Origin of the sequence: Sphingopyxis sp. LC363 (assembly GCF_000756385.1) — a bacterium.
In the GTDB taxonomy this organism is placed as follows: Bacteria; Pseudomonadota; Alphaproteobacteria; order Sphingomonadales; family Sphingomonadaceae; genus Sphingopyxis.
This window is the reverse complement of record NZ_JNFC01000073.1, coordinates 90,032-113,355: the sequence shown is the minus strand read 5'-3', so window position 1 is coordinate 113,355 and position 23,324 is coordinate 90,032. Positions and strand designations below refer to the sequence as shown.

Here is a 23,324-nt window from a genome sequence, read left to right as displayed (position 1 = left end):
CCTGCGGGCCGGTGGCTGGCAAAGGGGGGCGTCGTGCAGCCTGCGGGCAGTTTCTTTGCATATCCGGCCGCGTCGGAAATGATCGCACTGGATTCGGGCGAGAAGCCGCGTTTCTGGGTCACGATCGACACCGAGGAGGATTTCGACTGGGATGCGCCGTTCGCGCGCACCGGCTATCGCCTTGCCTCGGTCCCGGCGCTCGCCGAATGCCAGGGCTATTTCGAGCGCGCGGGGGTGCACCCCATCTATCTCGTTGACTGGCCGATCGTCGCCGACGACCGCGCCGCCGAGATACTCGGCGCCGCGCAGCAGGCCAAGCGCTGCGAGATCGGCGCGCAGCTTCACCCGTGGGTCACGCCGCCGCACGATGAAGAAGTGAATGCGCGGAACAGCTATACCGGCAACCTGCCGCCGGGCCTGCAACGCGCGAAGATGACCGCGCTGCGCGATGGGATCCGCGATCGGTTCGGTGTTCAGCCGACGGCCTATCGCGCCGGGCGCTATGGGCTTGGTTCCGGTACGGCGGCGATGCTCGCCGAACTGGGATTTCGTTGCGACACATCGGTCCGAAGCGGCTTCGATTATCGCGCGGGCCATGGCCCCGACTATCGCGACGCGCCGCTTCATCCCTGGTGGGTCAAGGCGGGACAGGGCGCGGTGCTGGAGGTTCCGGTTACGACGGTGTTCGGCGGCCTTTTGGGCCGCGCCGGCCGCGGCATCTATCACCGGGTCGCGCGCGAAGGGACACATGCCGGCGCCGCGCTCGCGCGCCTCGGCCTCGTCGAACGGATCGCACTGACCCCCGAAGGCATCCCGGCCCAGCGTGCGTGCCGGGCGATCGACATCGCCATAGACCTCCGCCTGCCGGTACTGAACTTCTCCTTCCATTCGCCGTCGCTGCAGCCGGGAAACACCCCCTATGTTCGCAGCCAGGCCGATCTCGATCTCTTCTATCGCTGGTGGGACGTGGTGCTCGGCCATCTCGCGCGGCGCGGGATCGAGGCGACGACCGCGGCCGGAATATTGGCGATGGCCGAGCGCAAGGCGGCGCGTTGAGGTTGGCGCTTGCCAACGCAACGCGCCGTCCGCTATCGCCCGCACATTCCCCGACCGGGTTTCGAGAGGGGGCCTGTAGCTCAATGGTTAGAGCTGGCCGCTCATAACGGCTAGGTTGCGGGTTCGAGTCCTGCCGGGCCCACCACTCCCTTCACCATTTCCCTTGCAAATCCTGACCGATGGCGGTCCATTGCGCCGTCAGCAAGGAGAGGGACATGGGGAAAGGTCGGGCCATCCTGGCCGGGGGGCTTGCGGTCATCGCGGTCGTGGCGGGAACGGTGGCGGTGCGCACCGCGAACTTTGCGCCAAAGAATATCGCCGACGGCAGCGACGTCCGGCTTGCCGCGGTGCCGGCCTATGACTTGGACGCCGCGGTCGCGCATCTGAGCGCGGCGGCGCAGATTCCGACGATCTCGCATCAGGACGCGGCCGACAACGACATCGCCGAATGGGACAGGCTGCACGCGTGGCTCGCGGCGACCTATCCCGCGACGCACGACGCGATGACGCGCACGATCCTGCCGAACCGCACGCTTATCTATCACTGGCCGGGCAGCGACGCGTCGCTGGCGCCGATCATTCTCATGGCGCACCAGGATGTGGTGCCGGTGACCGAGGGGACCGAAAAGGACTGGAAATATCCGCCCTTCGCCGGAACGATCGCCGAAAATTCGGTGTGGGGGCGCGGGACGGTCGACGACAAGGGATCGCTGATCGGCCTGTTCGAGGCGATCGAGGCGCTGGCAAAGCAGGGCTTCCAGCCGAAGCGCGGCATCTATCTGGTGTCGGGGCACGACGAGGAAGCCGGCGGTTCGGGCGCGGTCGCCGCAGCCGCGAAGCTGAAAGCTGAAGGCGTTCGCGCGCTCTATACACTCGACGAAGGCAGCGTCGTGCTGCTCGATACGCCGGTGATCGACGGGCCCGCCATCCTGATCGGCGTTGCGGAAAAAGGCTATGCGACGCTGAAAGTCACCGCCAACGCGCCGGGCGGGCATAGTTCGATGCCGCCGGCCGATACCGGCGTGACGACGCTCGCGCGCGCGGTGCTCGCGATCACCGAAAAGCCGTTCCCGATCGAGATGCGCGGGCCCGGCGCGGCAATGATCGAGGCGCTCGCCGCGCACAAGGGCGGGACGACGAAGATGGCGGTCGCGAACAAGTGGCTGCTCGGCTACCTGGTCAAGAACCAGTTATCGACGTCACCCTCGTCGGCGGCCGCCTTTCACACCACGATCGCGCCGACGATGCTGCAGGGCAGCCCCAAGGAGAATGTCCTGCCGCAATCGGCCACGGCGCTGATCAACTATCGCATCGCGCCGTGGAACAGCTCCGCCGACGTCATGGCGCGCGCAAAGGCCGCGGTGGGCGACGCGCCGGTCGAGCTCAGCTGGGTCAAGCCGCCGAACGAGCCGTCACGCGTGTCGTCGACGAACTCGCAAGGCTGGAAATATGTGGTGGCGGCCGCGCGCGCCGATACGCCTCGCGCCGTCGTCGCGCCCTATCTGGTCGTCGCCGCGACCGACAGCCGCAGCATGGAGCCGATTTCACAGGATGTGTACCGCTTCATGCCGATGCACTTCACGCTGAAGCAAACCGCGATGATCCATGGCACCAACGAACATATGACGATCGACAGCTTCAAACGCATGATCGATTTCTATGCGCGGCTGATTGCGACGTCTGCGGGATAGACTTGGCGTCAAAGCCTGTCTAAGGCGCCCGCAGCGTCGGGGAGTGGCGCAGCCCGGTAGCGCGCTTGCTTTGGGAGCAAGATGTCGCAGGTTCGAATCCTGTCTCCCCGACCATTTGCTGCTCGATCAGCCCCGTTTCTTCGCCGACGTGCGTCGTGGCGCTCGCGGGGCGAGCGACGCGGGCGGCTCGATCACCGCACCGCTTCGCGCATCGACTGTGCCGCGTAATTTGGCGGGATCCATGCGAACCTCCGCCGCCCAACGGCGAAGGTCGGGCGGGCGATATCCGGACGATTTGCGCCAGCGGTCGAACACGCTGGCGTCGATCGTTTCGTTGACGCTGAGCCATGTCCCTTTTTCACCCGGAACGGCGGGCGCGGCGACACGGCGGTGAAAGCGTCGACCAAGCTTGAAGATGCGATAGAAGCCCCCCAGAAAACTCCTGAAACTGTCGTGGATTGGCGCTCCGATCTCATGGCCGGTGGGAACAACTTCGCCGCGCCAGGCGAGACCGAGATCGCTGGCCTTTTTCATCAACCAGGCGAGTGGCAGCTGCGGCAGGTCGTCGCCGGCAATGCCGCCGCCGACATTGGCGTGCGCGCCCGCGAACCAGCGCTGTTCGACGATCGTCGGCCGGACGCGGCGCTTGCCCGGCGGATCGGGCGTGTCGGGGGTGAAGCGCGTCCAGAGCGTCGGCGCGAACGCCGCGCGATGCTCGTCGAGCGCGAGCGCCTGATAGGCATGCTCGAAGATCGCCGACAGCCGGGTGTTGTGAAAGCCGAAGCGTCGGCGGCTGATCCCGGGAATATTGCCGAACGGAATACCGAGCGCGCCGACGGTGTCCCAAACGCCGATCATCTTGACCGGGACGCGCCGCGAGTGGCGCAGCAGGCGCTTTTCCCCGGGCGGGAGCTTTTTCGTCTGGTGCAGTTCGACGAAAGAGGGCGCCCTGTCGTCGAGCCGATAGCGTTCGTAAAGCTCCTCGACCGAGAGCGGCGAGCCGGGGCGCAACAGGCCGCAGCGCGCGATCATGCCCGCAACGCTGCGCGCGGTGAAGGCACCGCGGCTGAAACCGAAGAGGAATATCTGATCGCCCTGGTCGTAGTGACCCATCAACCAGCGATAGGCGCCGATGACGTCGCGATCGAGGCCATAGCCGAGCGCGCCGCCCCGGATGCGTTCGCCGCGCGGGGTGCCGACCCCGGCGGTGTAATAGCAAGGCTGGGGCACACCCGCCGCATCCTGCGGCGCGACGAGCTGGCTGAGCCGCCAGACGCTCGTATTGTCTTCGGAACTGTTCCAGGTGCCGTCGAGCAGGAGGACGAGCCTCTTTCCCGGCATGGTCACGGGCCCTTTTGCCATCGCGCGCTGCTCTCCCATCGGGGTGGGGTCTTCTCATGTCCGCGGGGAGGCCGCAAGGCGACGGGCGCGAAAACCGCGGACACAAAAAAAGACGGCCTTCCCGAAGGAAGACCGTCCTTTTTCGTTTCAGTCAATGCCCCGAAGGGCTGCGACTTACTTCGTTTCTTCGGCCGGAGCGGCAGCGGCGTCAGCCGGAGCGGCAGCGGCGTCGGCCGGAGCGGCAGCGGCGTCGGCCGGAGCAGCGGCTTCGGCGCCAGCGGCAGCAGCGTCGGCACCAGCGGCAGCGGCTTCGGCGCCGGCAGCAGCGGCGTCAGCGCCTTCTTCAGCAACAGCTTCAGCAGCCGGAGCTTCGGTGGTGGCTTCTTCAGCAGCCTTTTCACCGCAAGCGGCGAGGGCGAACATGCTGGCAGCAACGGCGATAGCAGCAAACTTCTTCATGATGTGTGGGCTCCCTAAAATGCCTTTCCGCGTCCGGGAAAACTTCCCGTACCGCGAGCGGCGGGATTTAGCCGTTCCGCGTGAATCGTCAACAAAAATAATTGAGATGGTCGGCGTGCGCGGGAATCTGTCATTTATCCGTAACCGTCACGGAAGTTCGCTATCCTCGCTGTTCGCGAGAATCGCCAGAACCGCGCTCCAGACCACCACATTCTGCCGCAATTGGGCAGGGTCGATCTTGTCGAGCGTGTCGTCGGGCGTGTGGTGCAGGTCGAAATAACGTGTCCCATCCTGTGCCAGATCGATCGCCGGAACGCCCGCCTGAACGAGCGCGCCGATGTCGGCGCCGCCGTTCGCAGGCTGCTTGCCGCGAACGACGCCAAACGGCATCACCGCGGCCGCGAGCCGGTCAGCCAGGCCCTTGGCGCTGTCCGGCAATTTGAAGTCGATCCGCCACACGCGATCGGCGCCGAAATCGGATTCGAGCGCGACGGCGTGCTTCTCTTTGCCGTGCGCATCGAAATAGGCCTTGCCGCCGAACACGCCGACTTCCTCGGCGCCCGCCCACAAGATACGGATCGTGCGGCGCGGCTGGCCTGCGCTCATCACATGTTTGGCAGCGGCGGCGACGATGCCGCAGCCCGCCGCGTCGTCGATCGCGCCGGTGCCGAGGTCCCAGCTGTCGAGGTGGCAGGCAACGACAACCGGGCTCGCGGCGGGATCGCGCCCGGGAACCTCGGCGATGACATTGCCCGACTTCTTCGTCCCGAGATTCCGCGGGGTGAGGACGAGTTTCATGCGCAGCGGTCCGGTTGCCGTGCCTGCGGTCACGCGCTTCCACTGGCGGACGAGTTGGTCGGCATCGGGGTTCGAGATGGCACCGGCGGGGATTGGCTTCACCCCGGGCTCGAAATTGGTGCCGCCGGTGTGCGGGTTACGATGATCGTCGGTGCCGATCGCGCGGATGACGGTCGCGATCGCGCCCTTCTTGGCCGCGACATTGGCGCCGGTGAAGCGGCCGCGGCCGTAATAGCCATAGCCGCTGCCGTCCTGCGCGGGCGCCATCTGGTGATCGATGAAGACGATCTTGCCCTTCACTTGGGTGTCGGGCGCCGCAACCAATGCGTCGAAGCTTTCGAAATAGGCGATTTCGCCCTCGATGCCCTTCGCGCCGGTCGAGGCGCTGGTACCGAGCGCGGTGATTGCGAGCTTCTGCGGCAGGAAGGGACTGGTCAGCCACGCCTCCTCCTCGCCGCGCACCCACACCGGCATATCGAACGGCTCGTCGCGAACGTTGGCGAACCCCATCGATTGCAGCCGCGCGACCGCCCATTTGCGCGCGGCGGCTTCGGCTTCGGTGCCGGCCATCCGCGGGCCAATCTCGGTCGTAAGGTCCTCGGTGATCGACCAGGCGAGGTCGTCTCCGCTTTGTGCGAGCTCGACCGCGCTCGGCGGCGGCGGAATCGATGCCGACAGCGGCGTGGCGAAAAGGGCAAGGCTCGCGCCGCCAAGCGCGAGAAGGCGGGCAGGAATGGGGTTCGTCATGCCTTTGTCCTAGCGGGGCAATTCGGCCCGCCGCAAGCGCCGATTGCCAACCGCGCCCCCATTCGCTAACCGGCCCCCAACTCTCCCGGCCGCACGACCGCGGCCCAGCCACTACCGGAGCTTGACCCCATGGCCGCCCAATATAGTTTCGTGATGAAGGGTCTGACCAAGACCTATCCCGGCGCGCAGAAGCCGACGCTCAACAACCTCAGCCTGCAATTCTATCCCGACGCCAAGATCGGCATCGTCGGCCCGAACGGCACCGGCAAATCGACGCTGATGAAGATCATGGCGGGCATCGACAAGGATTTCGCGGGCGAAGCCTGGCCCGGCGAGGGCATCACCGTCGGTTATCTGGCGCAGGAGCCGCAGCTCGACCCGACCAAGACGGTCAAGGAAAATGTCATGGACGGCGTCCGCCCCGTCGCCGACATGCTCGACCGTTTCAACGAGATCAGCACGCTGATGGCCGACCCGCCCGCCGACGCCGATTTCGACGCGCTGATGGAGGAAATGGGCACGCTGCAGGAAAAGATCGACGCGATCGACGGCTGGACGCTCGACAACCAGCTCGAAATCGCGATGGAAGCGTTGCGCTGCCCGCCGGGCGACTGGAGCGTCGAGAATCTGTCGGGCGGTGAAAAGCGCCGCATCGCGCTCACCCGCCTGTTGCTCGAAAAGCCGTCGATCCTGCTGCTCGACGAACCGACCAACCACCTCGATGCCGAAAGCGTCGCGTGGCTCGAAAAGCATCTGGTCGACTATCCGGGCAACGTGATCCTCGTCACCCACGATCGCTATTTCCTCGACAATGTCGTGAACTGGATCCTCGAGCTCGATCGCGGCCGCTATTTCGTCTACGAAGGCAATTATTCGACCTATCTCGAGAAGAAGGGCAAGCGCCTCGAACAGGAAGCGCGCGAAGACCAGGGGCGCCAGAAAGCGATCAAGGACGAGCTCGAGTGGATCCGGCAATCGCCCAAGGCGCGTCAGGCCAAATCGAAGGCGCGTATCAAGAGCTTCGACCAGCTCGTCGAGGCGCAGGAAAACCGGACCCCCGGCAAGGCGCAGATCGTCATCCAGGTCCCCGAACGCCTCGGCGGCAAGGTGATCGAGGTGTCGAACATCTCGAAGGCCTATGGCGACAAATTGCTGTTCGAGGATCTGTCGTTCACGCTGCCGCCGGGCGGCATCGTCGGGGTCATCGGCCCGAACGGCGCGGGCAAATCGACGCTGTTCAAGCTGATCACCGGGCAGGAACAGCCCGATGGCGGCAATGTGTCGATCGGCGACACGGTGCGCCTCGGCTATGTCGACCAGAGCCGCGATGCGCTCGACCCGAACAAGAATGTCTGGGAGGAAATCTCGGGCGGTCACGACATGATGTCGATCGGCAAGCACGAGATGCAGACGCGCGCCTATGTCGGCGCTTTCAACTTCAAGGGCACCGACCAGCAGAAGAAGGTCGGGCAGCTGTCGGGCGGTGAACGCAACCGCGTCCATATGGCCAAGATGCTGAAGCAGGGCGGCAACGTGCTGCTGCTCGACGAGCCGACCAACGACCTCGACACCGAAACGCTCGCGGCGCTCGAAGAAGCGCTCGAGAATTTCGCGGGTTGCGCCGTGGTCATCAGCCACGACCGTTTCTTCCTCGATCGCCTCGCGACACACATCCTCGCGTTCGAGGGCGATAGCCATGTCGAATGGTTCGAAGGCAATTTCGAATCCTATGAGGAGGACAAGATCCGCCGCCTCGGCGAAGGCGCGACGCGTCCGCACGCGACGACTTACAAGAAGCTGTCGCGCTAAGCCCGATGGCGGGGGAGGCCGCACCCATATCGGAGCCAATCTCTTCGGGCGTGATCCGTTTGGATGCGGACGCGCTCAACGAATTCATGAAGCAGGCGTTTCCGCATTCCGAGCCGGGTTCGCGCGGCTATGTGATATCGGCCGTGCCCGGCCATATCCAGGCGCGGATGGACCCGAACGACAAGGCGCTGCGCCCCGGCGGGCTGATCTCGGGCCCGACGCAGATGGGTTTTGCCGACATGGCGGCCTATGCCCTCGTCCTCGCGCATATCGGCCCCGTCGCGATGGCTGTGACGAGCGCGCTCAATTACCAGTTCCTGCGCCCGTGCCGCCCGGGGCCGCTGTTCGCCGACGCGCATATGCTCCGCCTCGGCAAGCGGCTTGCGGTGATGGATGTGCGGATATGGACCGACGATGCCGACCGGCCGGTCGGGCAGGCGAATGTGACCTACGCGATTCCCTGAGACCGGTGGATGGGGGCCGCCGCTACCGCTTCATGCACTGGCGGACGTCGTCGCGCTTATACTCGCTGCAGTTCCACAGCGCCTTTTCGAACCCCGCCTTGTCGTCGCGGAGATAGGAGAAGCTCATCGCCGCGCGCTGCGTGTCGTTCATCGCGTCGCTGTCGGGCTTCAGCACCGGGTTGGTCCAGCCCATGAATTTGCAATAGGGCTTGTCGCCGCACAGCCGCAGCGCCGTGGTCACGAAGCTTTCGGGCGCGGCCTTGCGGTCGAGCTGGATATAGATGGTATCGCGGCCCGCGCTCTCGCCGGCGCCGGGCACGATCTTCGCCTCGCCGACCGCGGCGTTCGCATCGACCGGAGCGGTGTCGGCGGACAGGCCCAGCGCGATCGCGTGAAGCGGGGAAATCGCTGCCAGCTTTGCCACCGGCCCGTCGCTGCCCGATACCGCGCCGCGAAAGGCGCCCGGCGTCCCCCAATAGCCCGGCCAGCGGAAGAAGAGATGCGTATTGACGATCGCGATCTTTTCGAGGCTGTCGCTCCAATAGGGGCGCACCCAGTCGGTGTGATAATGGGTGGCGAGTCCGACCTTGGGATAGGTGCCGCCCGCCAGCATCAGGTCGGCATTGTCCCGCGCACGCTGCCACGCCGCGTCCGAATAGCGGCGTGCGAGCGCCCCGTCGCAGGTGAAGGTGAACTGGCAGCCGGTGACGCGCTCGGCGCCCTGGAACACGACGCCGCAGATAGATTTGGGGAAGGCGGGGTGGCGCGCGCGGTTGATCACGACCTGGCCGACCGCCTGTTGCCCCTTGGCATCGTCGCCGGCTTCATAGAGCATCGCGGCGGCAAGGCAGTCGCGCGCGCGCGCCTTGGCGTCGCCGCCGCCCGCATAGACGAAGGGGCGCGGCGCGGCGAAACCCTTGGTGACGAGCGGAATCTTCGCATTCTGCGTGCGCGCGTCGGCCTCGGTCACCGGCGCGAGTTCCATCGGCGGCGCTTCGGGCACGATGTCGGCGGGCGGCGCCACGGGGTGCGGCCGCGCCATATAGCGTGCGCCGTCTTTCGCGCCATTGGCATAGAGCACGCCGCCGATCGCCAGCGCGGCGATCAGGACGAACAGCCAGCCCGTCCAGTCGTGCCGCAGCGGCAACGCCGTGTCATCGCCCTCGCGGCGCATGGCGGAAGATCAGATTTCCGGCAGGAAATCGGGGACCGACAGATAACGCTCGCCCGTGTCGTAGTTGAAGCCGAGCACGCGGGTGCCGGGCGGCAGCTCGGCGAGCTTCTGCGCGATGGCGGCGAGCGTCGCCCCCGACGAGATGCCGACGAGCAGGCCTTCCTCGGTCGCGGCGCGGCGCGCGAAATTCTTCGCATCGGCGGCGTCGACCTTGATCACCCCGTCGAGCAGATCGGTGTGCAGGTTGCGCGGGATGAAGCCCGCGCCGATGCCCTGGATCGGGTGCGGCCCGGGCTGGCCGCCCGAAATGACCGGCGAGAGATCGGGCTCGACCGCAAAGACCTTCAGGTTCGGCCAATGCTCTTTCAGGAACTGCGCGCAGCCGGTGATATGGCCGCCGGTGCCGACGCCGGTTATCAGCACGTCGATCGGCGTGTCCTTGAAATCGGCGAGGATTTCGGGGCCCGTCGTACGGACATGAACGTCGATATTCGCCTCATTTTCGAACTGCTGCGGCATCCACGCGCCCGGCGTCGTCTCGACCAGTTCGATCGCGCGCTCGATCGCGCCCTTCATGCCCTTTTCGCGCGGCGTCAGGTCGAAGGTCGCGCCATAGGCGAGCATCAGCCGGCGGCGCTCGACCGACATGCTTTCGGGCATGACGAGCACGAGTTTGTAGCCCTTCACCGCGGCCGCCATCGCGAGACCGATGCCGGTGTTTCCCGACGTCGGTTCGACGATGGTGCCGCCGGCTTTCAGGCTGCCGTCGCGCTCGGCCGCCTCGATCATCGCGAGGCCGATGCGATCCTTGATCGACCCGCCGGGATTGCTGCGTTCCGACTTCACCCAGACTTCGGCGTCGGGGAACAGCTTGGCCATACGGATGTGCGGCGTGTTCCCGATGGTATCGAGGATCGAATTGGCTTTCATGATCGGTGCGCTCTTTCCTTGAATTCGAACCGCGGGTCGCGGCGGACGCGATTTGGCCAGTCCCCGGCGCGCAGCCAGCGGGCCTCGTCCGCCAATGCCGGCGTCGGCGCGGGTTGTAACGAGGCGAGGAGATACTGTCCATAAGGCCAGTCCCCGATCCCCGAGTCGGCGTTGATATGACCGAAGGGCCCGGCGTTGACGAAGCGCGCATCCCAATGCCGCGCGAGGCGCCACACCTGCGCGGTCTTGGCATAAGGATCATTGTCGCTGGCGACGACGATCATCGGCGTGCGCGATGTGAACGTAGGCGAGTCGGCAAAGCGCAGCGTCCTGTGCTTGTACCGCAGCCGGCCGAGGTCGGGCGGCGCGACGAGCAGCGCGCCGGCGATGCGCGTCCGCGTCAGCGCACTCGCGCCGGCGAACCAATGGGCAAAGGCATGGCAGCCGAGGCTGTGCGCGGCGATCAGCACCGGTTCGCTCTCGGCCTCGATCGCGGTGGCGATTTTCCGGATCCATTGGTCCTTGTCGGGATTGTCCCAGCTCCCGAGTTCGATTCGCTCGCTGTTGGGGAATCGATGTTCCCACAGGCTTTGCCAGTGGGTCGGGCCGCTGTTGTTGAGGCCTGGAATCGTGAGGATCTTATGGCGGATCGTCGCGCTGTGCATGACGGTTTCTCCATTGAGGGGACAAGGGGGAACCGCGGTGACGGGTAGGAGATAGATAACTCAACAAATTAAATTGACAATAGGTTTCGGACGAAACGAGCGCGAGGGGCGGCAAATGGTTTTGACCTATTGCTTGCTTTGCCTGAACTGCGGTTCGAAGGTGCGCGCGCGGCGGAGTTCGGGGAATATCCACGCCCAGAGCGCGGTCACGCCGATCGCGCCCGCACCGCCGACGACGACCGCGCCGACCGGTCCCAGCGCCGCGGCCATGGCTCCGGCACGCATTTCGCCCAGTTCGTTCGACGCCGAAATGGCTAGCCCCGATGCGGCGCTGACGCGGCCGCGCATATGGTCGGGGGTGTTGAGCTGGATGAGCGTGCCGCGCACGAAGACCGAGAACATGTCGGCCGCGCCCATGACCACGAGCACGCCGAGCGACAGCAACAGGTTGGTCGAGAGGCCGAAAATCACCGTCCCGGCGCCGAATACCGCGACCGCCCACAGCATCTTCACCCCGACATTGCGCTCGATCGGGCGGATGGCGAGGCCGACGGCGACCGCGACCGAACCCGCCGCGACGGCGGCGCGCATCAATCCCGCGCCTTCGGGCCCGGCGTGCAATATGTCGCGCGCGAAGACCGGGAACATCGCGGTTGCGCCGGCGAGCAGCACGGCGAACAGGTCGAGGGTGATCGTGCCGAGCAGGAAGCGTTCGACCCACACGAACTGCAGCCCGTCGACCATCTCGCGTAGCGGGTGGCGGCGGACTTCGGCGGGCGGGGGCAGAACCGGGCGCACGCGGCTCAAGGTGAAGGCCGAGACCGCGAGCAGCGCGGCGGCGAAGCCATAGACCGAGGCGGGGTGGGCGGCATAGATGAGGCCGCCCGCGGCGGGGCCGATCACCGACGCCGATTGCCAGGCGATGCTGCTCATCGCGATCGCGCGCGGCAGCACGGCGGGGGGCACGATATTGGGCGCGATCGCGCTCATCGCCGGGCCGGAGAAGACGCGCGCGACGCCGTGCAGCGCGGCGAGGCCGAAGAGCAGTGGCAATGTCAGCCCGTCCGTCCAGGTGAACCAGCCGAGCGTCGCGGCGATGAGCAGGTCGATGAGATTCGAGAAGATCGCGACGCTCCGCCGCTCGAACCGGTCGGCCGCCCAGCCGGCGACGGGCGTCAGGATTGCGAGCGGGACGAACTGAAAGAGGCCGAGCAGCCCGAGCTGGAACGACGCCTCCTTGATCGACATGCCATAGTCGGAGCGCGCGGTATCGTAGAGCTGGTAGCCGATCACGACGACCATCGCGATCGTCGCCATCACCGCGGTGAAGCGCGCGAGCCAGAAATAGCGGAAGTCGGGAAAGCTGAGCGGGGAGGGGGCTTTGGGCGCCGGTTCCGGCATCACCGGATCTTCGCCTTCGGGTGGGGGGATCGTCGCCATCGCCGACCGCCGTAATGGTGTTTGCGAAGCTGTCTAGGCCAATTGTGCCGTGGCCGTTTCGGCCGGAAGCGACGTAATCGGTTTGGCGAGCCAACTATAGAACCCGCGTCCCCGAGCGAAGACGAGGGGCTCGTTCGAGCGAAGCGAGAACCGCGTAGCCACGCTGCCTCGACTTTGCTCGGCATAGCCCCTCGTCTTCGCTCGGGGATGCGGTCTATTGAGTTCCCTTAGGGACCTATGTCCGCTCCCCACCCCAAAACTGCCGTTCGTCGATTAGCGGGTGTCACTTGTCGGTCAGGGTGGCAGAAACCCCCATCACTATCAGGGAGATACCGGGAATGACTCGCAAATTCACTCGTTTCGGCGGCGCTGCCATGGCCGTGACGCTGCTCGTGCTGACCGCTTGCAACGCATCCGAAAACAAATCGGCAACGGCCCCGAGCGCCAAGTCATGGACCGAGTTTCGCGACAATTTTCTCGCCGGCTATTTCCCGCTCAACCCGAATTTCGCCGTCTATCAAGGCAAGCATGAGTATGACGGTCAGCTACCCGACTGGTCGCCCGAGGGCCTCGAAAAGCAGGCCGCCTATCTCGAAAAGACGATCGCCGACGCGAAGGCGTTCGATGGCGAGATGACCGACGCCGAAAAATTCGAGCGCGACTATCTGATCCATGTCGCGCAGGGCCAGCTCTTCTTCCTGCGGGACACCGATTTCGCGCAGAAGAACCCGGCTTTCTACACCGGCGCGCTCGATCCCAATGTCTATATCGCGCGTCCTTATGCTGACGCGACCACGCGGATGAAGGCGTTCATCGCCTATGCCGAAAAGGTTCCGGCGGCGGCGGCGCAGATCAAGGCGAACCTCAAGCTCCCGCTTCCCGCGACCTTCGTTAAATATGGCACCGCGGGCTTCGGCGGCTTTGCCGATTATTACAAGGGCGACGCCAAGGCGGCTTTCGCGTCGGTCAAGGACGCGGCGCTGCAGAAGCAATTCGACGAGGCAGTAGCGAAAGCGGGCGCGGCGATGACCGACCTCGCCGAATATGTCGGGTCGCAGCCGGGGACGCCGGACGGCTATGCGCTGGGCGCCGACAAGTTCGCGAAGATGATCTTGACCAACGAGGGCGTCGATACTCCGCTCGCCGAACTCGAACGCATCGGCCGCGCCGACCTCAAGCGCAACCAGGACGCGTTGAAAGCGGCCTGCGCGACCTATGCCGCGGGGATGACGATCGCCGACTGCATGAAGAAGATGAATTCGGACAAGCCCGAGGGCGGCCCCGTCGCTGAGGCGCGGCGCCAGCTTCCGGTCCTGCGCGCCTTTCTGGTCGAGAAGGATATCGTGTCGATCCCCGGCACCGAACAGGCGCAGGTCGAGGAATCGCCGCCATACAACCGGCAGAACAGCGCCTATATCGATATTCCGGGGCCGTATGAGAAAGGCCTGCCGTCGGTCTATTATATCTCGCCGCCCGATCCGGCGTGGGACAAGGCGACGCAGGACGCCTTCATTCCCGGCAAGAAGGATCTGCTCTTCACCTCGGTCCACGAAGTGTGGCCGGGGCACTTCCTCAACTTCCTCCATTCGAACCGCGCCGAGAGCATCTTCGGCAAGCTGTTCGTCGGCTATGCGTTTGCCGAGGGCTGGGCGCATTATACCGAGGAGATGATGTGGGATGCCGGACTGGGCGAGGGCGACCTCGAAACGCACATCGGCCAGCTGTCGAACGCGCTGCTGCGCGATTGCCGCTATCTGTCGGCGATCGGCCTGCACACGCAGGGCATGACGGTCGCGGATTCGGAAAAGCTGTTCAAGGAGCAATGCTATCAGGACGAAGGCAATGCGCGCCAGCAGGCGGCACGCGGCACCTATGATCCCGCCTATCTCAACTATACGATGGGTAAGCTGATGATCCGCAAGCTGCGCGAGGATTGGACGAAGGGCGACCGGACGAAGTGGAAAGCCTTCCACGACGAATTCCTGTCTTATGGCGGCCCGCCGATCCCGATGGTCCGCGCCGCGATGATGAAGGAAGACGCGCCGAAGGCGGTGTTCTGAGGAGGTCTCCTCTTCCCGTCATCCCGGCCTTCGCCGGGATGACGATTCAAGTAGCCGGCGCGTTCGCGTGATTCAGTTTGAAGGCGCGCGCAGCCGTGCGACGAAGAAGCCGTCGAGGCCGCCCGCGTCGGCGAGCAGACCGGGAAAGGTGCGGATGAACCCACTGCCGTCGGGCGCGATCGCGTCGGGCAGTTCGTCGGGGCGGACGGGGTCGACGGCCCAATCCTTGTGATGATCGAGGAAGGCCGCCACCTGATCTTCCCCCTCGGCGCGTTCGAGGGAGCAGGTGGCATACACCAACGTCCCGTCCGGCTTGACCCAGCGCGCCGCGCGCGCGAGCAGATCGGCCTGCAAGGCGGCCATTTCGGCAATCTGCCGCGGCTCGATCCGATGGAGCACGTCGGGATGGCGGCGAAAGATTCCGGTCGCCGAGCAGGGCGCGTCGAGCAGGACCGCATCGGCGGGTGCGCCCGGGTCCCACGAGCGGATATCGCCCCGCACGATCGCGGCCGAAAGGCCGGTGCGCTCGATATTGGCGCGCAGCCGTTCGAGCCGCTTGGCGCTGGCGTCGACCGCGACGACATCCCAGCCCGCGGCGGCGAGTTGCATCGTCTTGCCGCCGGGCGCGGCGCAGAGGTCGAGCACCGTCCGGCCTTCGCCGGCACCGAGCAATCTTGCGGGCAGGCTGGCGGCCAGATCCTGCACCCACCAACCGCCTTCGTCGAAGCCGGGCATCGCCTCCACCGCCTGACCACGCGGCAGCCGGCGGTGGCGCGGCGCGAGCGACAGCGCTTCGGGCCATTCGTCCGCGCCGGGTTCGGCGGCGAAGCTGAGGTCGATCGGTGGCGGTGCGCTCCAACTTGCTTCGGCGGCTTCGACCATCTTCAGACCCCATTGCTCGGCCCAGCGCTCGGCGGCGGGCAGGGGCAGGGTCGCGCGGTCGGGAAGGCTCCATTCCTCCTGCTGCGCGCGCGACAGGATCGCGTGGACGAGCCGCCGCGGCCCGCCATCGACGAGCGGCAGCGCGGTAGAGACGACCGCATGGCCGGGGCTCTTTAGCGCCAGCAACTGCGCGAGCGCGATCCGCAGCACGGCGCGCGATTTGACGTCATCGGGAAGGATTTGCGCCGTCGCCCCGTCGATCAGCGCGTCGATGTCGACCATCCAGCGCATCGTTTCGGACGCGATCGCGACGGCGAACGCGCGGTCTGCGCCGGTCAGCCCCTGCGCGGCGGCGTGCATCGCGACGTCGAGCGGATCGCCGCGGCGCAGGATCGCATCGACCAGGCGGAGCGCGGCGCGGCGCGGCGCCATGCCCGGCGGATCGGCCTCGCCCGGCGACCGGCGGCGACGCGGCGGGCGACGATCAGCCATGACCGGGAAGGGCGTGGTTGGCGTGGCGCATGAAAAATCCTATATTGCGGGCATGACGAACGACAGCAGCCCGAACGCGACCATCGGCGGAACGCCGCGCGCTGTAAAGCGCCCCGCGCATATGAAGGCGCCCGAAGGCTGGACGAACAGCGCGGTTCCGGCGCCCCGGCCGATCGATGAGGACAAGGCCGAGGATCAGCCCGGCGGGCGCAACCCGGTGCGCTATGGCGACTGGGAACTCAAGGGCGTCGCAGTCGACTTTTGAGCCTGCGGCCGAGCGGTGCCGCCAAAACGCAAAAGGCCGCCCCCCGCACCGAGCCGGGAGCGGCCTTGTGTTTATCTGCCTTTAGACGGCGGGCAATTCGGTGTTCAGCGGCATCTTGCCGCTCTTGACCTGTTCGGCGAACACTTCGCGCATCAGCTGCAGCGAGAAGAGATGCGCGAAGATCAGGCCGAGGATGCCGTTCTGCATCAGCTTGCGCAGCACGTCGCCGCGCAGTTCGCGCAGCTTGTTCTCGTCGACCATCTGGAAGCCGCGATAGACATAGGGCTTGTCATTGCCTTCCTGCTGGATCGCGACTTCGCCGTCCATCAGAAGGTCGGCCTTTTTCAGCTCGTCCATGAACATGCCGGTGCGCTGGCCGGCTTCCTCGAAATTCTTGCAGAATTCGAGCACCGCCTTGGTCTGGTCCGACGGTTGCCCATCGACGAACAGCTCGTCGCCTTCGTCGAACTTGCCGAGCGCGCCCGAGGTCGGGTCGAAGCACAGCGACAGTTCGTCCGTATTGGGTTGGAGCTTGGCGAGCAGGAAGGGGTAGCGGCGGATATAGGCCGGGACATAGACCGGGTTGACCAGCTTGCCTTCGTCATCGACGAAGGTGTTGATGCCTTCATTGAGGCCCATCAACGCGAGCGGGACGGGATTGTCGCCGGCCGAAAAGACGATCGGGAAAAAGCGGCAGGCCGACACGAACTCGTCCGACGTCAGCGGAATCGCATGCTGGCCAACCAGAAATTCGGCGCTGTCAAGCGGGCGGGCGCGGAAATCGGCGTGATCGACGCTCGAAAGCGGAGCGAGGTCCTTGTAGAACAGCGGCAGGTTGGCAGGTGCGGGCGCAGTGGCCATGTTTCAACTCCGGTAGGTTCCCGTCGGCGGGACAAAAAAGATACAGCGCCTTATTGGCCCGCGCCGTGCGACGCAAGGGGGCGATCGTATGTGCGATGCGTCAGGCGATGAGTTTGCCGGGGTTGAGGATGCCCGCGGGATCGAGACCGGCCTTGACGCCGCGGAGCGCCGACAGCCGCGCCGGGCTGTCGAGTTCGGCCAATATGTCGCGCTTCATCTGGCCGATGCCATGTTCGGCCGAAATCGATCCGCCGAGCTCGACGACGTGCGAATAGACGAGCCGGCTGACCGCCGCGCCATGTTCGGCGAGCCATGGGGCAGCGTCGACCCCGGCGGGCGGCTGGACGTGATGATGAACGTTGCCGTCGCCCAGATGCCCGAAGGACAGCACCCCGATGCCCGGAAAGGCGCGATCCAGCCGGCGCGGGTTTTCGGCGATAAAGGCGGGCATCAGGTCGACGGGCACGCTGATATCATGTTGCAGCGCGGGCCCCTCGGCGCGCTCGGCTTCGGAAATCGAATCGCGCAGCCGCCAGAAATCGTCGCTTTCGCGCTCGTTTTTGGCAATCACCACATCGCGGATCAGGCCGGCGTCGATCGCCGCCGCGAGCTGCGGGTCGAGCGCGTCGCCCAGCGCCTGATCGCTGTCGCCGGCGAGCTCGATCAGTACGTGCCAAGGGTGCGCGGCGACAAGCGGTGCGCGCGTCTGGGGAATATGGCGCAGCACCGCATCGAGGCAGCTTTGCGGGATCAGCTCGAACCCCTCGAGCGCATCGCCGACCGCCGCGTCGAGACGGCGGAGCAGCAGAAGCGCGCTTTCGGGCGAATCGACGCCGATCCACGCGGTGCGCCGCGCCGCCGCCGCGGGGACGAGGTGCAGGCAGGCCGCGGTGACGATGCCCAATGTCCCCTCGGCGCCGCACAGCAGGTGCCGCAAATCATAGCCGCGATTGTCCTTCTTGAGCGGTGCGAGCCCGTCGAAGACGCTGCCATCGGGCAGCACCGCCTCTATCCCCGCGACCAGCGCGCGCATCGTTCCGTGGCGCAGCACCTGCGTCCCCCCGGCGTTGGTCGACACGAGCCCGCCGATCGTAGCCGACCCCTTGCCCCCGAGAGTCAGCGGAAAGCGCAGACCGTGAGTCAGCACATCGTTATGGAAGGTTTCGAGGATCACGCCCGCCTCGACGACGGCGAGCCGGGCGGCCTCGTCGACATGGCGGATCCGGTTCATCCGCCGCAGGCTCAGCAGCAACTGGTCGCCGCTGGCGTCGGGGGTGGCGCCGCCGACCATGCCGCTGTTGCCCCCCTGCGGGACCAGCGCGACCTTCGCGTCGGCGCACAGCCGGACGATGGCGGCGACCTCTTCGGTCGATGCGGGCGACAGCATCGCGGCGGCGCGGCCGTGATATTTGCCCCGCCAGTCGGTCAGCCAGGGCGCGATCGTGTCTGGGTCGGCGCTATAGCCTTTGGGCCCGAGCAAAGCCGCGAGGTCACGCAGCAGCGATGTCGATGGCGCCTGCGTCATAGCTTACACTCCGTAAATTCCTGCACCCCGATAGCGAATGAGGGGACGACAGTTCATTTGATGTTCAATCATCCTCGTTAAAGGGGGCGATGGACGAATCGCGTGTATTCGTCCAGCGGGGATGGACGCGGGAGCCAAGGGTGAGCAGCATCTTTTGTCAGGACGCCAAGGGAGCGGCGGCGCGGCTGTGCTGACAGCGGCGTTCCTGTGGTTTGCCGCGGCTGCGCCGGCCGCCGATGCAGCGCCGCCCCCGGCGGCGCCCGACCCGCTGGTGGCGATGTCCACGCCGACCGTCGATCAGGCATCGTCCTTCTGGCAGATGGTGATCGAGCAGCAATTGATCATCCGCGTTCCCGCCCGGCGGTCGCCGATCAACAATTTCGCCGCCGAACGCTCGACGCCCAGACGGGAAATCGAGTTGCCGATCGTCTGGAAGGAAAAAAAGGCCCCCAAATGCGTCGCCATGCGCAACATCATGGGGATGCAGGCGGTTCAGCGCGACAGTATCGACCTGATCACGCGGCAGAAGCAGAGATTGCGCGCCCAGCTCAATCGCGGCTGTCGCGCGCTCGATTTCTACGCCGGCTTTTACATGCAGGGCAGCAAGGACGGCAAGCTCTGCGAGGACCGCGATGAGATTCACGCGCGAACCGGCGCGAAGTGCGAGATCGACAAGTTCCGGCTGATGGTCCCGGTTCACGACGACGAGGACGATTGATCGCGTTCTTCGCGGCCTTTCCTTGACTTTTCTCCGCTATTTCCCCAAGGGCCGCGGCAACGTCCGCCTGCGTGGGAGGCGGCACGCTCCTTTTATTTCCGGACATATTGCCTCATGAATTTTGCCGACCTCGGCCTTTCCGACGAACTTTTGCGCGCGATCGACGAGTCGGGCTACAACGAACCGACCGCCATTCAAGCCGGCGCGATCCCCTCGGTGCTGATGATGCGCGACATGATCGGCATCGCCCAGACGGGGACGGGCAAGACCGCTTCCTTCGTGTTGCCGATGATCGACATTCTCGCGCACGGTCGCGCCCGCGCGCTGATGCCGCGTTCGCTGATCCTCGAGCCGACGCGCGAACTCGCGGCGCAGGTTGCCGAAAATTTCGAGAAGTACGGCAAGTATCACAAGCTTTCGATGGCGCTGCTGATCGGCGGCGTGCAGATGGGCGACCAAGTGAAGGCGCTCGAAAAGGGCGTCGACGTGCTGATCGCGACGCCCGGCCGCCTGATGGACCTGTTCGAGCGCGGCAAGATTCTGCTGACCGGCTGCAACCTGCTGGTGATCGACGAGGCGGACCGGATGCTCGACATGGGCTTCATCCCCGACATCGAGAATATCTGCACCAAGCTGCCGGCGAATCGGCAGACGCTGCTCTTCTCGGCGACGATGCCGCCGCCGATCAAGAAGCTGGCCGACAAGTTCCTCTCGAATCCGAAGACGATCGAGGTCGCGCGCCCGGCGAGCCGAAACGAGAATATCGAGCAGTTCCTCGTAAAGACGTCGGAACGCGGCAAGCGCGACACGTTGCGCGACCTGATCGAGGCGGAGGAAGTCGGTACCGCGATCATCTTCTGCAACCGCAAGACCACGGTGCGCGAACTGGCGAAATCCCTCCAGCGCTATGGCTACAAAGCGGGGGAGATTCAGGGGGACATGGATCAGTCGAGCCGCACAGCCGAACTCGACCGGTTCAAGGCGGGAACGATCAACATCCTAGTCGCGTCGGACGTCGCGGCGCGCGGGCTCGACGTCAAGGGCGTCAGCCACGTCTTCAACTTCGACGCGCCTTGGCATCCCGACGATTATGTCCACCGCATCGGCCGCACTGGCCGCGCGGGAGCCAAGGGACGCGCGTTTACCTTGGTAACCCCCTCGGACGATGAGGCGGTCGACAACATCCAGAAGCTGACGGGCTACAAGATCCCCGTCCATGGCGGCGGCAAAGCCGACGCCGCGCCGGCAAAGGACGAAGAAGGCGAACCGCGACGCGAGAAGTCGGGGCGCGGCGGCAGAACGAAGCGCGGCGATACGGAAAAGCCTGCGGCGAAGCCTGCAAAGAAAACCGGCGACCGCAAGCCGACGCCGACGAAGCCGCGCCAGCACGACGACGATGATCCGGACGACGGCTGGAACGGCCCGATGCCGGACTTTCTCTCGGTGGGTTTCGGTAGCTGAAGCCGGATTGGTTGCAGGTCAGAGCCTGACCAGCATTTTCCCGGTATTTTTGCCCGAGAACAGACCCAGAAACGCATCGGGCGTCGCTTCCAGCCCCTCGTGCACGGTTTCGCGCATCGTCACCGCGCCGCTGGCGATCAGGCCGCCCATGTCGGCATAGAATTCCTCCATGCACTCGATGAACTGGTCGGTGTAGATGAAGCCTTCCATGCGGATCCGCGCCGGGATCGCGCGGATGAGATATTTCATTTCCTGTGATTTTCCATCATTATAGACATCGATCATGCCACAGATTGCGAAGCGTGCGAAGTCATTCGCTGTCGCAAAGGCGGCGTCGAGATGCTCGCCGCCGACATTGTCGAAATAGACGTCGATTCCCGGCTTGCCGAGGCGTTCGAGCGCGGCGGCGAGTTGCGGCAGCACCCGTCCCGCCTTGTAATCGATCACGGCGTCGGCGCCGAGATCGAGGACCCATTCGCATTTTTCCGCGCCGCCCGCCGAGCCGATCACCGTCATTTCGCGCGCCTTGGCAATCTGGACCACCGCGGAGCCCACCGCGCCCGCGGCGGCCGAGACGAAAACCGTATCGCCGGGTTTCGCGCTCGCGATGCGCAGTAGGCCGATCCAGGCGGTGCCGCCCGTCAGGCCCATATTGTGCAGGAACGTCTGCGGCGTCATGCCCGCCGCCAGCGCCGCGGCGGGCAGCTTGTTCGGCATCATGTCGAGCCCGATCACGCCGCCGTCGCGCCAGCCGCCCATGTGAAGGATCAGGTCGCCGGGCGCGAAACCTTCCATCCGGCTTTCGACGACCTCGCCGATCGCGCCGCCGGTCATCGGCTGGTCGATTTGAAAGCTCGCCGCATAGCTTTTGGCATCATTCATGCGCCCGCGCATATAGGGATCGACCGACAGCCAGAGGTTGCGGACGCAAAGCTGATCCTTTTCGAGCGGTGCGTCGGGCAGGTCGCGGAGCGCGAAATTGTCGTGCGTCGGCAGCCCCTGCGGTCGACTGGTCAAATGCCATGCCTTGGCCATCGGAATCCCCCCATTCCTCAAATTTTTCCCGCGGCGGCGGCAATCGTCAGAAAAGCCGTTGCCACTGCCAGCCAGTGCCGTTAAGACCCCGCCCGTCGCGGGGCCGTAGCTCAGATGGGAGAGCGCTGCAATCGCACTGCAGAGGTCAGGGGTTCGATTCCCCTCGGCTCCACCAGCGACTTTCCTCCCCTTTCGTCGGCACCGGCCCGCTCCCCGCCCGGCCTCCCCGATGATAGTAGCCTATGGGAGGCCGGATGGGGGAGCGGACCGGTGTCGCTAGCCCTTAACCAGCGAAATCCCGAATCATATTCTTCGCGATCACTAGCTGCTGAATCTGCGTCGTCCCTTCATAAATGCGGTAAATGCGGCAGTCGCGATAGAAGCGTTCGGCCAGATATTCCTTGAGATAGCCGGCGCCGCCGTGGATCTGGACGACGCGGTCGGCGACGCGTCCGCACATTTCGCTGGCGAACATCTTGGTCGCCGCGGCTTCGACCAATATCTTCTCGCCCCGATCGGCGCGTGCGCATGCGTCGTTCAACATGCAATCGGCGGCATAGATTTCGGCCTTGCTGTCGGCGAGCATCGCCTGGATCAGCTGGAAATTGGCGATCGGCTCGCCAAACGCCTTGCGCTCCATCGCATATTGAAGGCCGGCGTCGAGCATGCGCTTGGCATAGCCGACGCTCGCCGCGGCGACCGAGAGACGGCCGTTGTCGAGGCTCTGCATCGCGGCGCGAAAGCCGATCCCTTCCTCGCCGCCGAGCAGCGCATCGCCGTCGACATGCACATCCTCGAGGATCACGTCGGCGATCTGCGATCCCGCCTGACCCATCTTGCCGTCGGGCTTGCCGATCGACACGCCGGGCGCGTCGCGCGGGACGAGGAAGGCGCTGACATGCGCATTCTTGGGCAATGCCCCGGCATTGGTGCGCGCCATGACGAGGATGACGTCGGCGAAGGGCGCATTGGTGATGTAGCGCTTGGTGCCGTTCAGCACATAGCCGTTGCCGCTCTGCACCGCGCGCGTCTTCATCGCCGCGCTGTCCGAGCCGCTGTCGGGTTCGGTGAGGCCGAAGGCCGCGATCGATCCAGCCGCGAGCTTGGGCAGCCAGTGTGCCTTCTGCTGCTCTGTGCCGAAACCGACGATCGATTTGCACACCATGCCGATATTGATCGACACGATCGAGCGATAGGCGGGGGAGGCGTAAGCGAGTTCGCGGATGAAGCCGACATATTGGCTGACGTTCATGCCCGCGCCGCCATATTCTTCGGGCATCGTCACCCCGAACAGCCCCATGTCGCGCATTTCGGCAAGAATATCGTCGGGAACGCGGCCGAGTTCCTCGAGCTGGTCCTCGGCCGGGATCAGCCGCTCGCGGACATAGCGTTGCAACTGCTCGATGAAGGCGTCGTATATGTCGGCATCCATTCCCGGATTGATCATGTCT

Annotated in this window: 20 protein-coding genes and 3 tRNA genes; 11 read left to right on the top strand and 12 right to left on the bottom strand. The window is 65.5% G+C overall.

The window, feature by feature from the left end; translation table 11 throughout:
* The first annotated feature begins 78 nt into the window (after window positions 1–78).
* From FG95_RS19675 to FG95_RS19660, 4 genes are all read left to right on the top strand, one after another.
* Window positions 79–1,056, top strand: a complete 978-nt coding sequence (locus FG95_RS19675; protein ID WP_052182545.1) for a polysaccharide deacetylase family protein — start codon at window positions 79–81, stop codon at window positions 1,054–1,056.
* 69 nt (window positions 1,057–1,125) lie between these two features.
* Window positions 1,126–1,201, top strand: a tRNA-Ile gene (locus FG95_RS19670).
* A gap of 70 nt (window positions 1,202–1,271) precedes the next feature.
* On the top strand, window positions 1,272–2,747 hold the full coding sequence (locus FG95_RS19665) for a M20 family peptidase (protein ID WP_037558218.1): 1,476 nt from the start codon (window positions 1,272–1,274) through the stop codon (window positions 2,745–2,747).
* A gap of 37 nt (window positions 2,748–2,784) precedes the next feature.
* Window positions 2,785–2,861, top strand: a tRNA-Pro gene (locus tag FG95_RS19660).
* A 12-nt stretch (window positions 2,862–2,873) separates the two neighbouring features.
* On the opposite strand, the gene FG95_RS19655 is transcribed toward FG95_RS19660, so the two are convergent.
* The 3 genes from FG95_RS19655 to FG95_RS19645 all read right to left on the bottom strand — a co-directional run bounded on the left by FG95_RS19655 (window position 2,874) and on the right by FG95_RS19645 (window position 6,092).
* Window positions 2,874–4,109: a DUF2235 domain-containing protein gene (locus tag FG95_RS19655; protein WP_200880233.1), complete on the bottom strand. Its 1,236-nt coding sequence runs from the start codon at window positions 4,107–4,109 to the stop codon at window positions 2,874–2,876.
* On the bottom strand, window positions 4,091–4,489 hold the full coding sequence (locus tag FG95_RS20850) for a hypothetical protein (protein ID WP_161786586.1): 399 nt from the start codon (window positions 4,487–4,489) through the stop codon (window positions 4,091–4,093). Before FG95_RS20850 ends, FG95_RS19655 begins: the two co-directional genes overlap by 19 nt.
* Before the next feature lie 205 nt (window positions 4,490–4,694).
* Entirely contained in the window at window positions 4,695–6,092 is a 1,398-nt protein-coding gene (locus FG95_RS19645; RefSeq protein WP_037558170.1) for a M28 family peptidase, read from the bottom strand.
* Between the two features lie 129 nt (window positions 6,093–6,221).
* Between FG95_RS19645 and ettA the strand changes: the two genes are divergently transcribed.
* Together ettA and FG95_RS19635 are read left to right on the top strand one after the other, a co-directional pair.
* Window positions 6,222–7,901, top strand: a complete 1,680-nt coding sequence (gene ettA / locus FG95_RS19640; protein WP_037558168.1) for an energy-dependent translational throttle protein EttA — start codon at window positions 6,222–6,224, stop codon at window positions 7,899–7,901.
* Between the two features lie 50 nt (window positions 7,902–7,951).
* A complete protein-coding gene (locus tag FG95_RS19635) occupies window positions 7,952–8,365 on the top strand; it encodes a PaaI family thioesterase (RefSeq protein ID WP_235211631.1) in 414 nt (137 codons plus the stop codon).
* A gap of 22 nt (window positions 8,366–8,387) precedes the next feature.
* On the opposite strand, the gene FG95_RS19630 is transcribed toward FG95_RS19635, so the two are convergent.
* The 4 genes from FG95_RS19630 to FG95_RS19615 all read right to left on the bottom strand — a co-directional run bounded on the left by FG95_RS19630 (window position 8,388) and on the right by FG95_RS19615 (window position 12,574).
* Complete coding sequence (locus FG95_RS19630; protein ID WP_052182537.1) at window positions 8,388–9,539, bottom strand: cell wall hydrolase; 1,152 nt, start codon at window positions 9,537–9,539, stop codon at window positions 8,388–8,390.
* Between the two features lie 9 nt (window positions 9,540–9,548).
* Entirely contained in the window at window positions 9,549–10,469 is a 921-nt protein-coding gene (cysK, locus tag FG95_RS19625; protein ID WP_037558213.1) for a cysteine synthase A, read from the bottom strand.
* Complete coding sequence (locus tag FG95_RS19620; RefSeq protein ID WP_052182536.1) at window positions 10,466–11,134, bottom strand: RBBP9/YdeN family alpha/beta hydrolase; 669 nt, start codon at window positions 11,132–11,134, stop codon at window positions 10,466–10,468. Before FG95_RS19620 ends, cysK begins: the two co-directional genes overlap by 4 nt.
* A 126-nt stretch (window positions 11,135–11,260) precedes the next feature.
* Entirely contained in the window at window positions 11,261–12,574 is a 1,314-nt protein-coding gene (locus tag FG95_RS19615; protein ID WP_081933279.1) for an MFS transporter, read from the bottom strand.
* Window positions 12,575–12,912: 338 nt separating this feature from the next.
* Between FG95_RS19615 and FG95_RS19610 the strand changes: the two genes are divergently transcribed.
* Window positions 12,913–14,634: a DUF885 domain-containing protein gene (locus FG95_RS19610; protein WP_152567722.1), complete on the top strand. Its 1,722-nt coding sequence runs from the start codon at window positions 12,913–12,915 to the stop codon at window positions 14,632–14,634.
* A gap of 72 nt (window positions 14,635–14,706) precedes the next feature.
* On the opposite strand, the gene FG95_RS19605 is transcribed toward FG95_RS19610, so the two are convergent.
* Window positions 14,707–16,008, bottom strand: a complete 1,302-nt coding sequence (locus FG95_RS19605; RefSeq protein WP_037558163.1) for an RsmB/NOP family class I SAM-dependent RNA methyltransferase — start codon at window positions 16,006–16,008, stop codon at window positions 14,707–14,709.
* On the opposite strand from FG95_RS19605, the gene FG95_RS19600 reads away from it, so the two are divergent.
* The gene (locus tag FG95_RS19600; RefSeq protein ID WP_235211630.1) at window positions 16,007–16,273 is read left to right on the top strand and encodes a DUF1674 domain-containing protein; all 267 of its coding nucleotides are present in this window, start codon (window positions 16,007–16,009) and stop codon (window positions 16,271–16,273) included. The two genes, FG95_RS19605 and FG95_RS19600, sit on opposite strands and share 2 nt — an antisense overlap.
* Before the next feature lie 81 nt (window positions 16,274–16,354).
* Here the strand turns inward: FG95_RS19600 and FG95_RS19595 are convergent, their stop codons facing one another.
* Both FG95_RS19595 and FG95_RS19590 read right to left on the bottom strand, forming a co-directional pair.
* Window positions 16,355–17,134: a SapC family protein gene (locus tag FG95_RS19595; protein WP_037558161.1), complete on the bottom strand. Its 780-nt coding sequence runs from the start codon at window positions 17,132–17,134 to the stop codon at window positions 16,355–16,357.
* Between the two features lie 100 nt (window positions 17,135–17,234).
* On the bottom strand, window positions 17,235–18,659 hold the full coding sequence (locus tag FG95_RS19590) for an FAD-binding oxidoreductase (protein ID WP_037558160.1): 1,425 nt from the start codon (window positions 18,657–18,659) through the stop codon (window positions 17,235–17,237).
* Between the two features lie 187 nt (window positions 18,660–18,846).
* On the opposite strand from FG95_RS19590, the gene FG95_RS19585 reads away from it, so the two are divergent.
* Window positions 18,847–19,377 carry a hypothetical protein gene (locus FG95_RS19585; RefSeq protein WP_052182543.1) on the top strand — a complete coding sequence of 177 codons (531 nt, stop codon included), beginning with the start codon at window positions 18,847–18,849 and terminating at the stop codon, window positions 19,375–19,377.
* A gap of 114 nt (window positions 19,378–19,491) precedes the next feature.
* A complete protein-coding gene (locus FG95_RS19580; RefSeq protein ID WP_037558158.1) occupies window positions 19,492–20,838 on the top strand; it encodes a DEAD/DEAH box helicase in 1,347 nt (448 codons plus the stop codon).
* Between the two features lie 18 nt (window positions 20,839–20,856).
* Here FG95_RS19580 and FG95_RS19575 read toward each other — a convergent pair whose 3' ends face one another.
* Window positions 20,857–21,873, bottom strand: a complete 1,017-nt coding sequence (locus FG95_RS19575) for an NADP-dependent oxidoreductase (protein WP_081933278.1) — start codon at window positions 21,871–21,873, stop codon at window positions 20,857–20,859.
* A gap of 99 nt (window positions 21,874–21,972) precedes the next feature.
* Between FG95_RS19575 and FG95_RS19570 the strand changes: the two genes are divergently transcribed.
* Window positions 21,973–22,048 (top strand) — tRNA-Ala (locus FG95_RS19570).
* A gap of 108 nt (window positions 22,049–22,156) precedes the next feature.
* Here the strand turns inward: FG95_RS19570 and FG95_RS19565 are convergent.
* The gene (locus FG95_RS19565; RefSeq protein WP_037558156.1) at window positions 22,157–23,320 is read right to left on the bottom strand and encodes an acyl-CoA dehydrogenase family protein; all 1,164 of its coding nucleotides are present in this window, start codon (window positions 23,318–23,320) and stop codon (window positions 22,157–22,159) included.
* Window positions 23,321–23,324: the final 4 nt, after the last annotated feature.

Coding starts and splice junctions, on each gene's coding strand:
- FG95_RS19675 (WP_052182545.1), top strand. CDS start 79: ATGATCGCACTGGATTCGGGCGAGAAGCCGCGTTTCTGGGTCACGATC.
- FG95_RS19665 (WP_037558218.1), top strand. CDS start 1,272: ATGGGGAAAGGTCGGGCCATCCTGGCCGGGGGGCTTGCGGTCATCGCG.
- FG95_RS19655 (WP_200880233.1), bottom strand. CDS start 4,109: ATGGCAAAAGGGCCCGTGACCATGCCGGGAAAGAGGCTCGTCCTCCTG.
- FG95_RS19645 (WP_037558170.1), bottom strand. CDS start 6,092: ATGACGAACCCCATTCCTGCCCGCCTTCTCGCGCTTGGCGGCGCGAGC.
- ettA (WP_037558168.1), top strand. CDS start 6,222: ATGGCCGCCCAATATAGTTTCGTGATGAAGGGTCTGACCAAGACCTAT.
- FG95_RS19630 (WP_052182537.1), bottom strand. CDS start 9,539: ATGCGCCGCGAGGGCGATGACACGGCGTTGCCGCTGCGGCACGACTGG.
- cysK (WP_037558213.1), bottom strand. CDS start 10,469: ATGAAAGCCAATTCGATCCTCGATACCATCGGGAACACGCCGCACATC.
- FG95_RS19620 (WP_052182536.1), bottom strand. CDS start 11,134: ATGCACAGCGCGACGATCCGCCATAAGATCCTCACGATTCCAGGCCTC.
- FG95_RS19615 (WP_081933279.1), bottom strand. CDS start 12,574: ATGGCGACGATCCCCCCACCCGAAGGCGAAGATCCGGTGATGCCGGAA.
- FG95_RS19610 (WP_152567722.1), top strand. CDS start 12,913: ATGACTCGCAAATTCACTCGTTTCGGCGGCGCTGCCATGGCCGTGACG.
- FG95_RS19600 (WP_235211630.1), top strand. CDS start 16,007: ATGACCGGGAAGGGCGTGGTTGGCGTGGCGCATGAAAAATCCTATATT.
- FG95_RS19605 (WP_037558163.1), bottom strand. CDS start 16,008: ATGGCTGATCGTCGCCCGCCGCGTCGCCGCCGGTCGCCGGGCGAGGCC.
- FG95_RS19595 (WP_037558161.1), bottom strand. CDS start 17,134: ATGGCCACTGCGCCCGCACCTGCCAACCTGCCGCTGTTCTACAAGGAC.
- FG95_RS19590 (WP_037558160.1), bottom strand. CDS start 18,659: ATGACGCAGGCGCCATCGACATCGCTGCTGCGTGACCTCGCGGCTTTG.
- FG95_RS19580 (WP_037558158.1), top strand. CDS start 19,492: ATGAATTTTGCCGACCTCGGCCTTTCCGACGAACTTTTGCGCGCGATC.
- FG95_RS19575 (WP_081933278.1), bottom strand. CDS start 21,873: ATGGCCAAGGCATGGCATTTGACCAGTCGACCGCAGGGGCTGCCGACG.
- FG95_RS19565 (WP_037558156.1), bottom strand. CDS start 23,320: ATGATCAATCCGGGAATGGATGCCGACATATACGACGCCTTCATCGAG.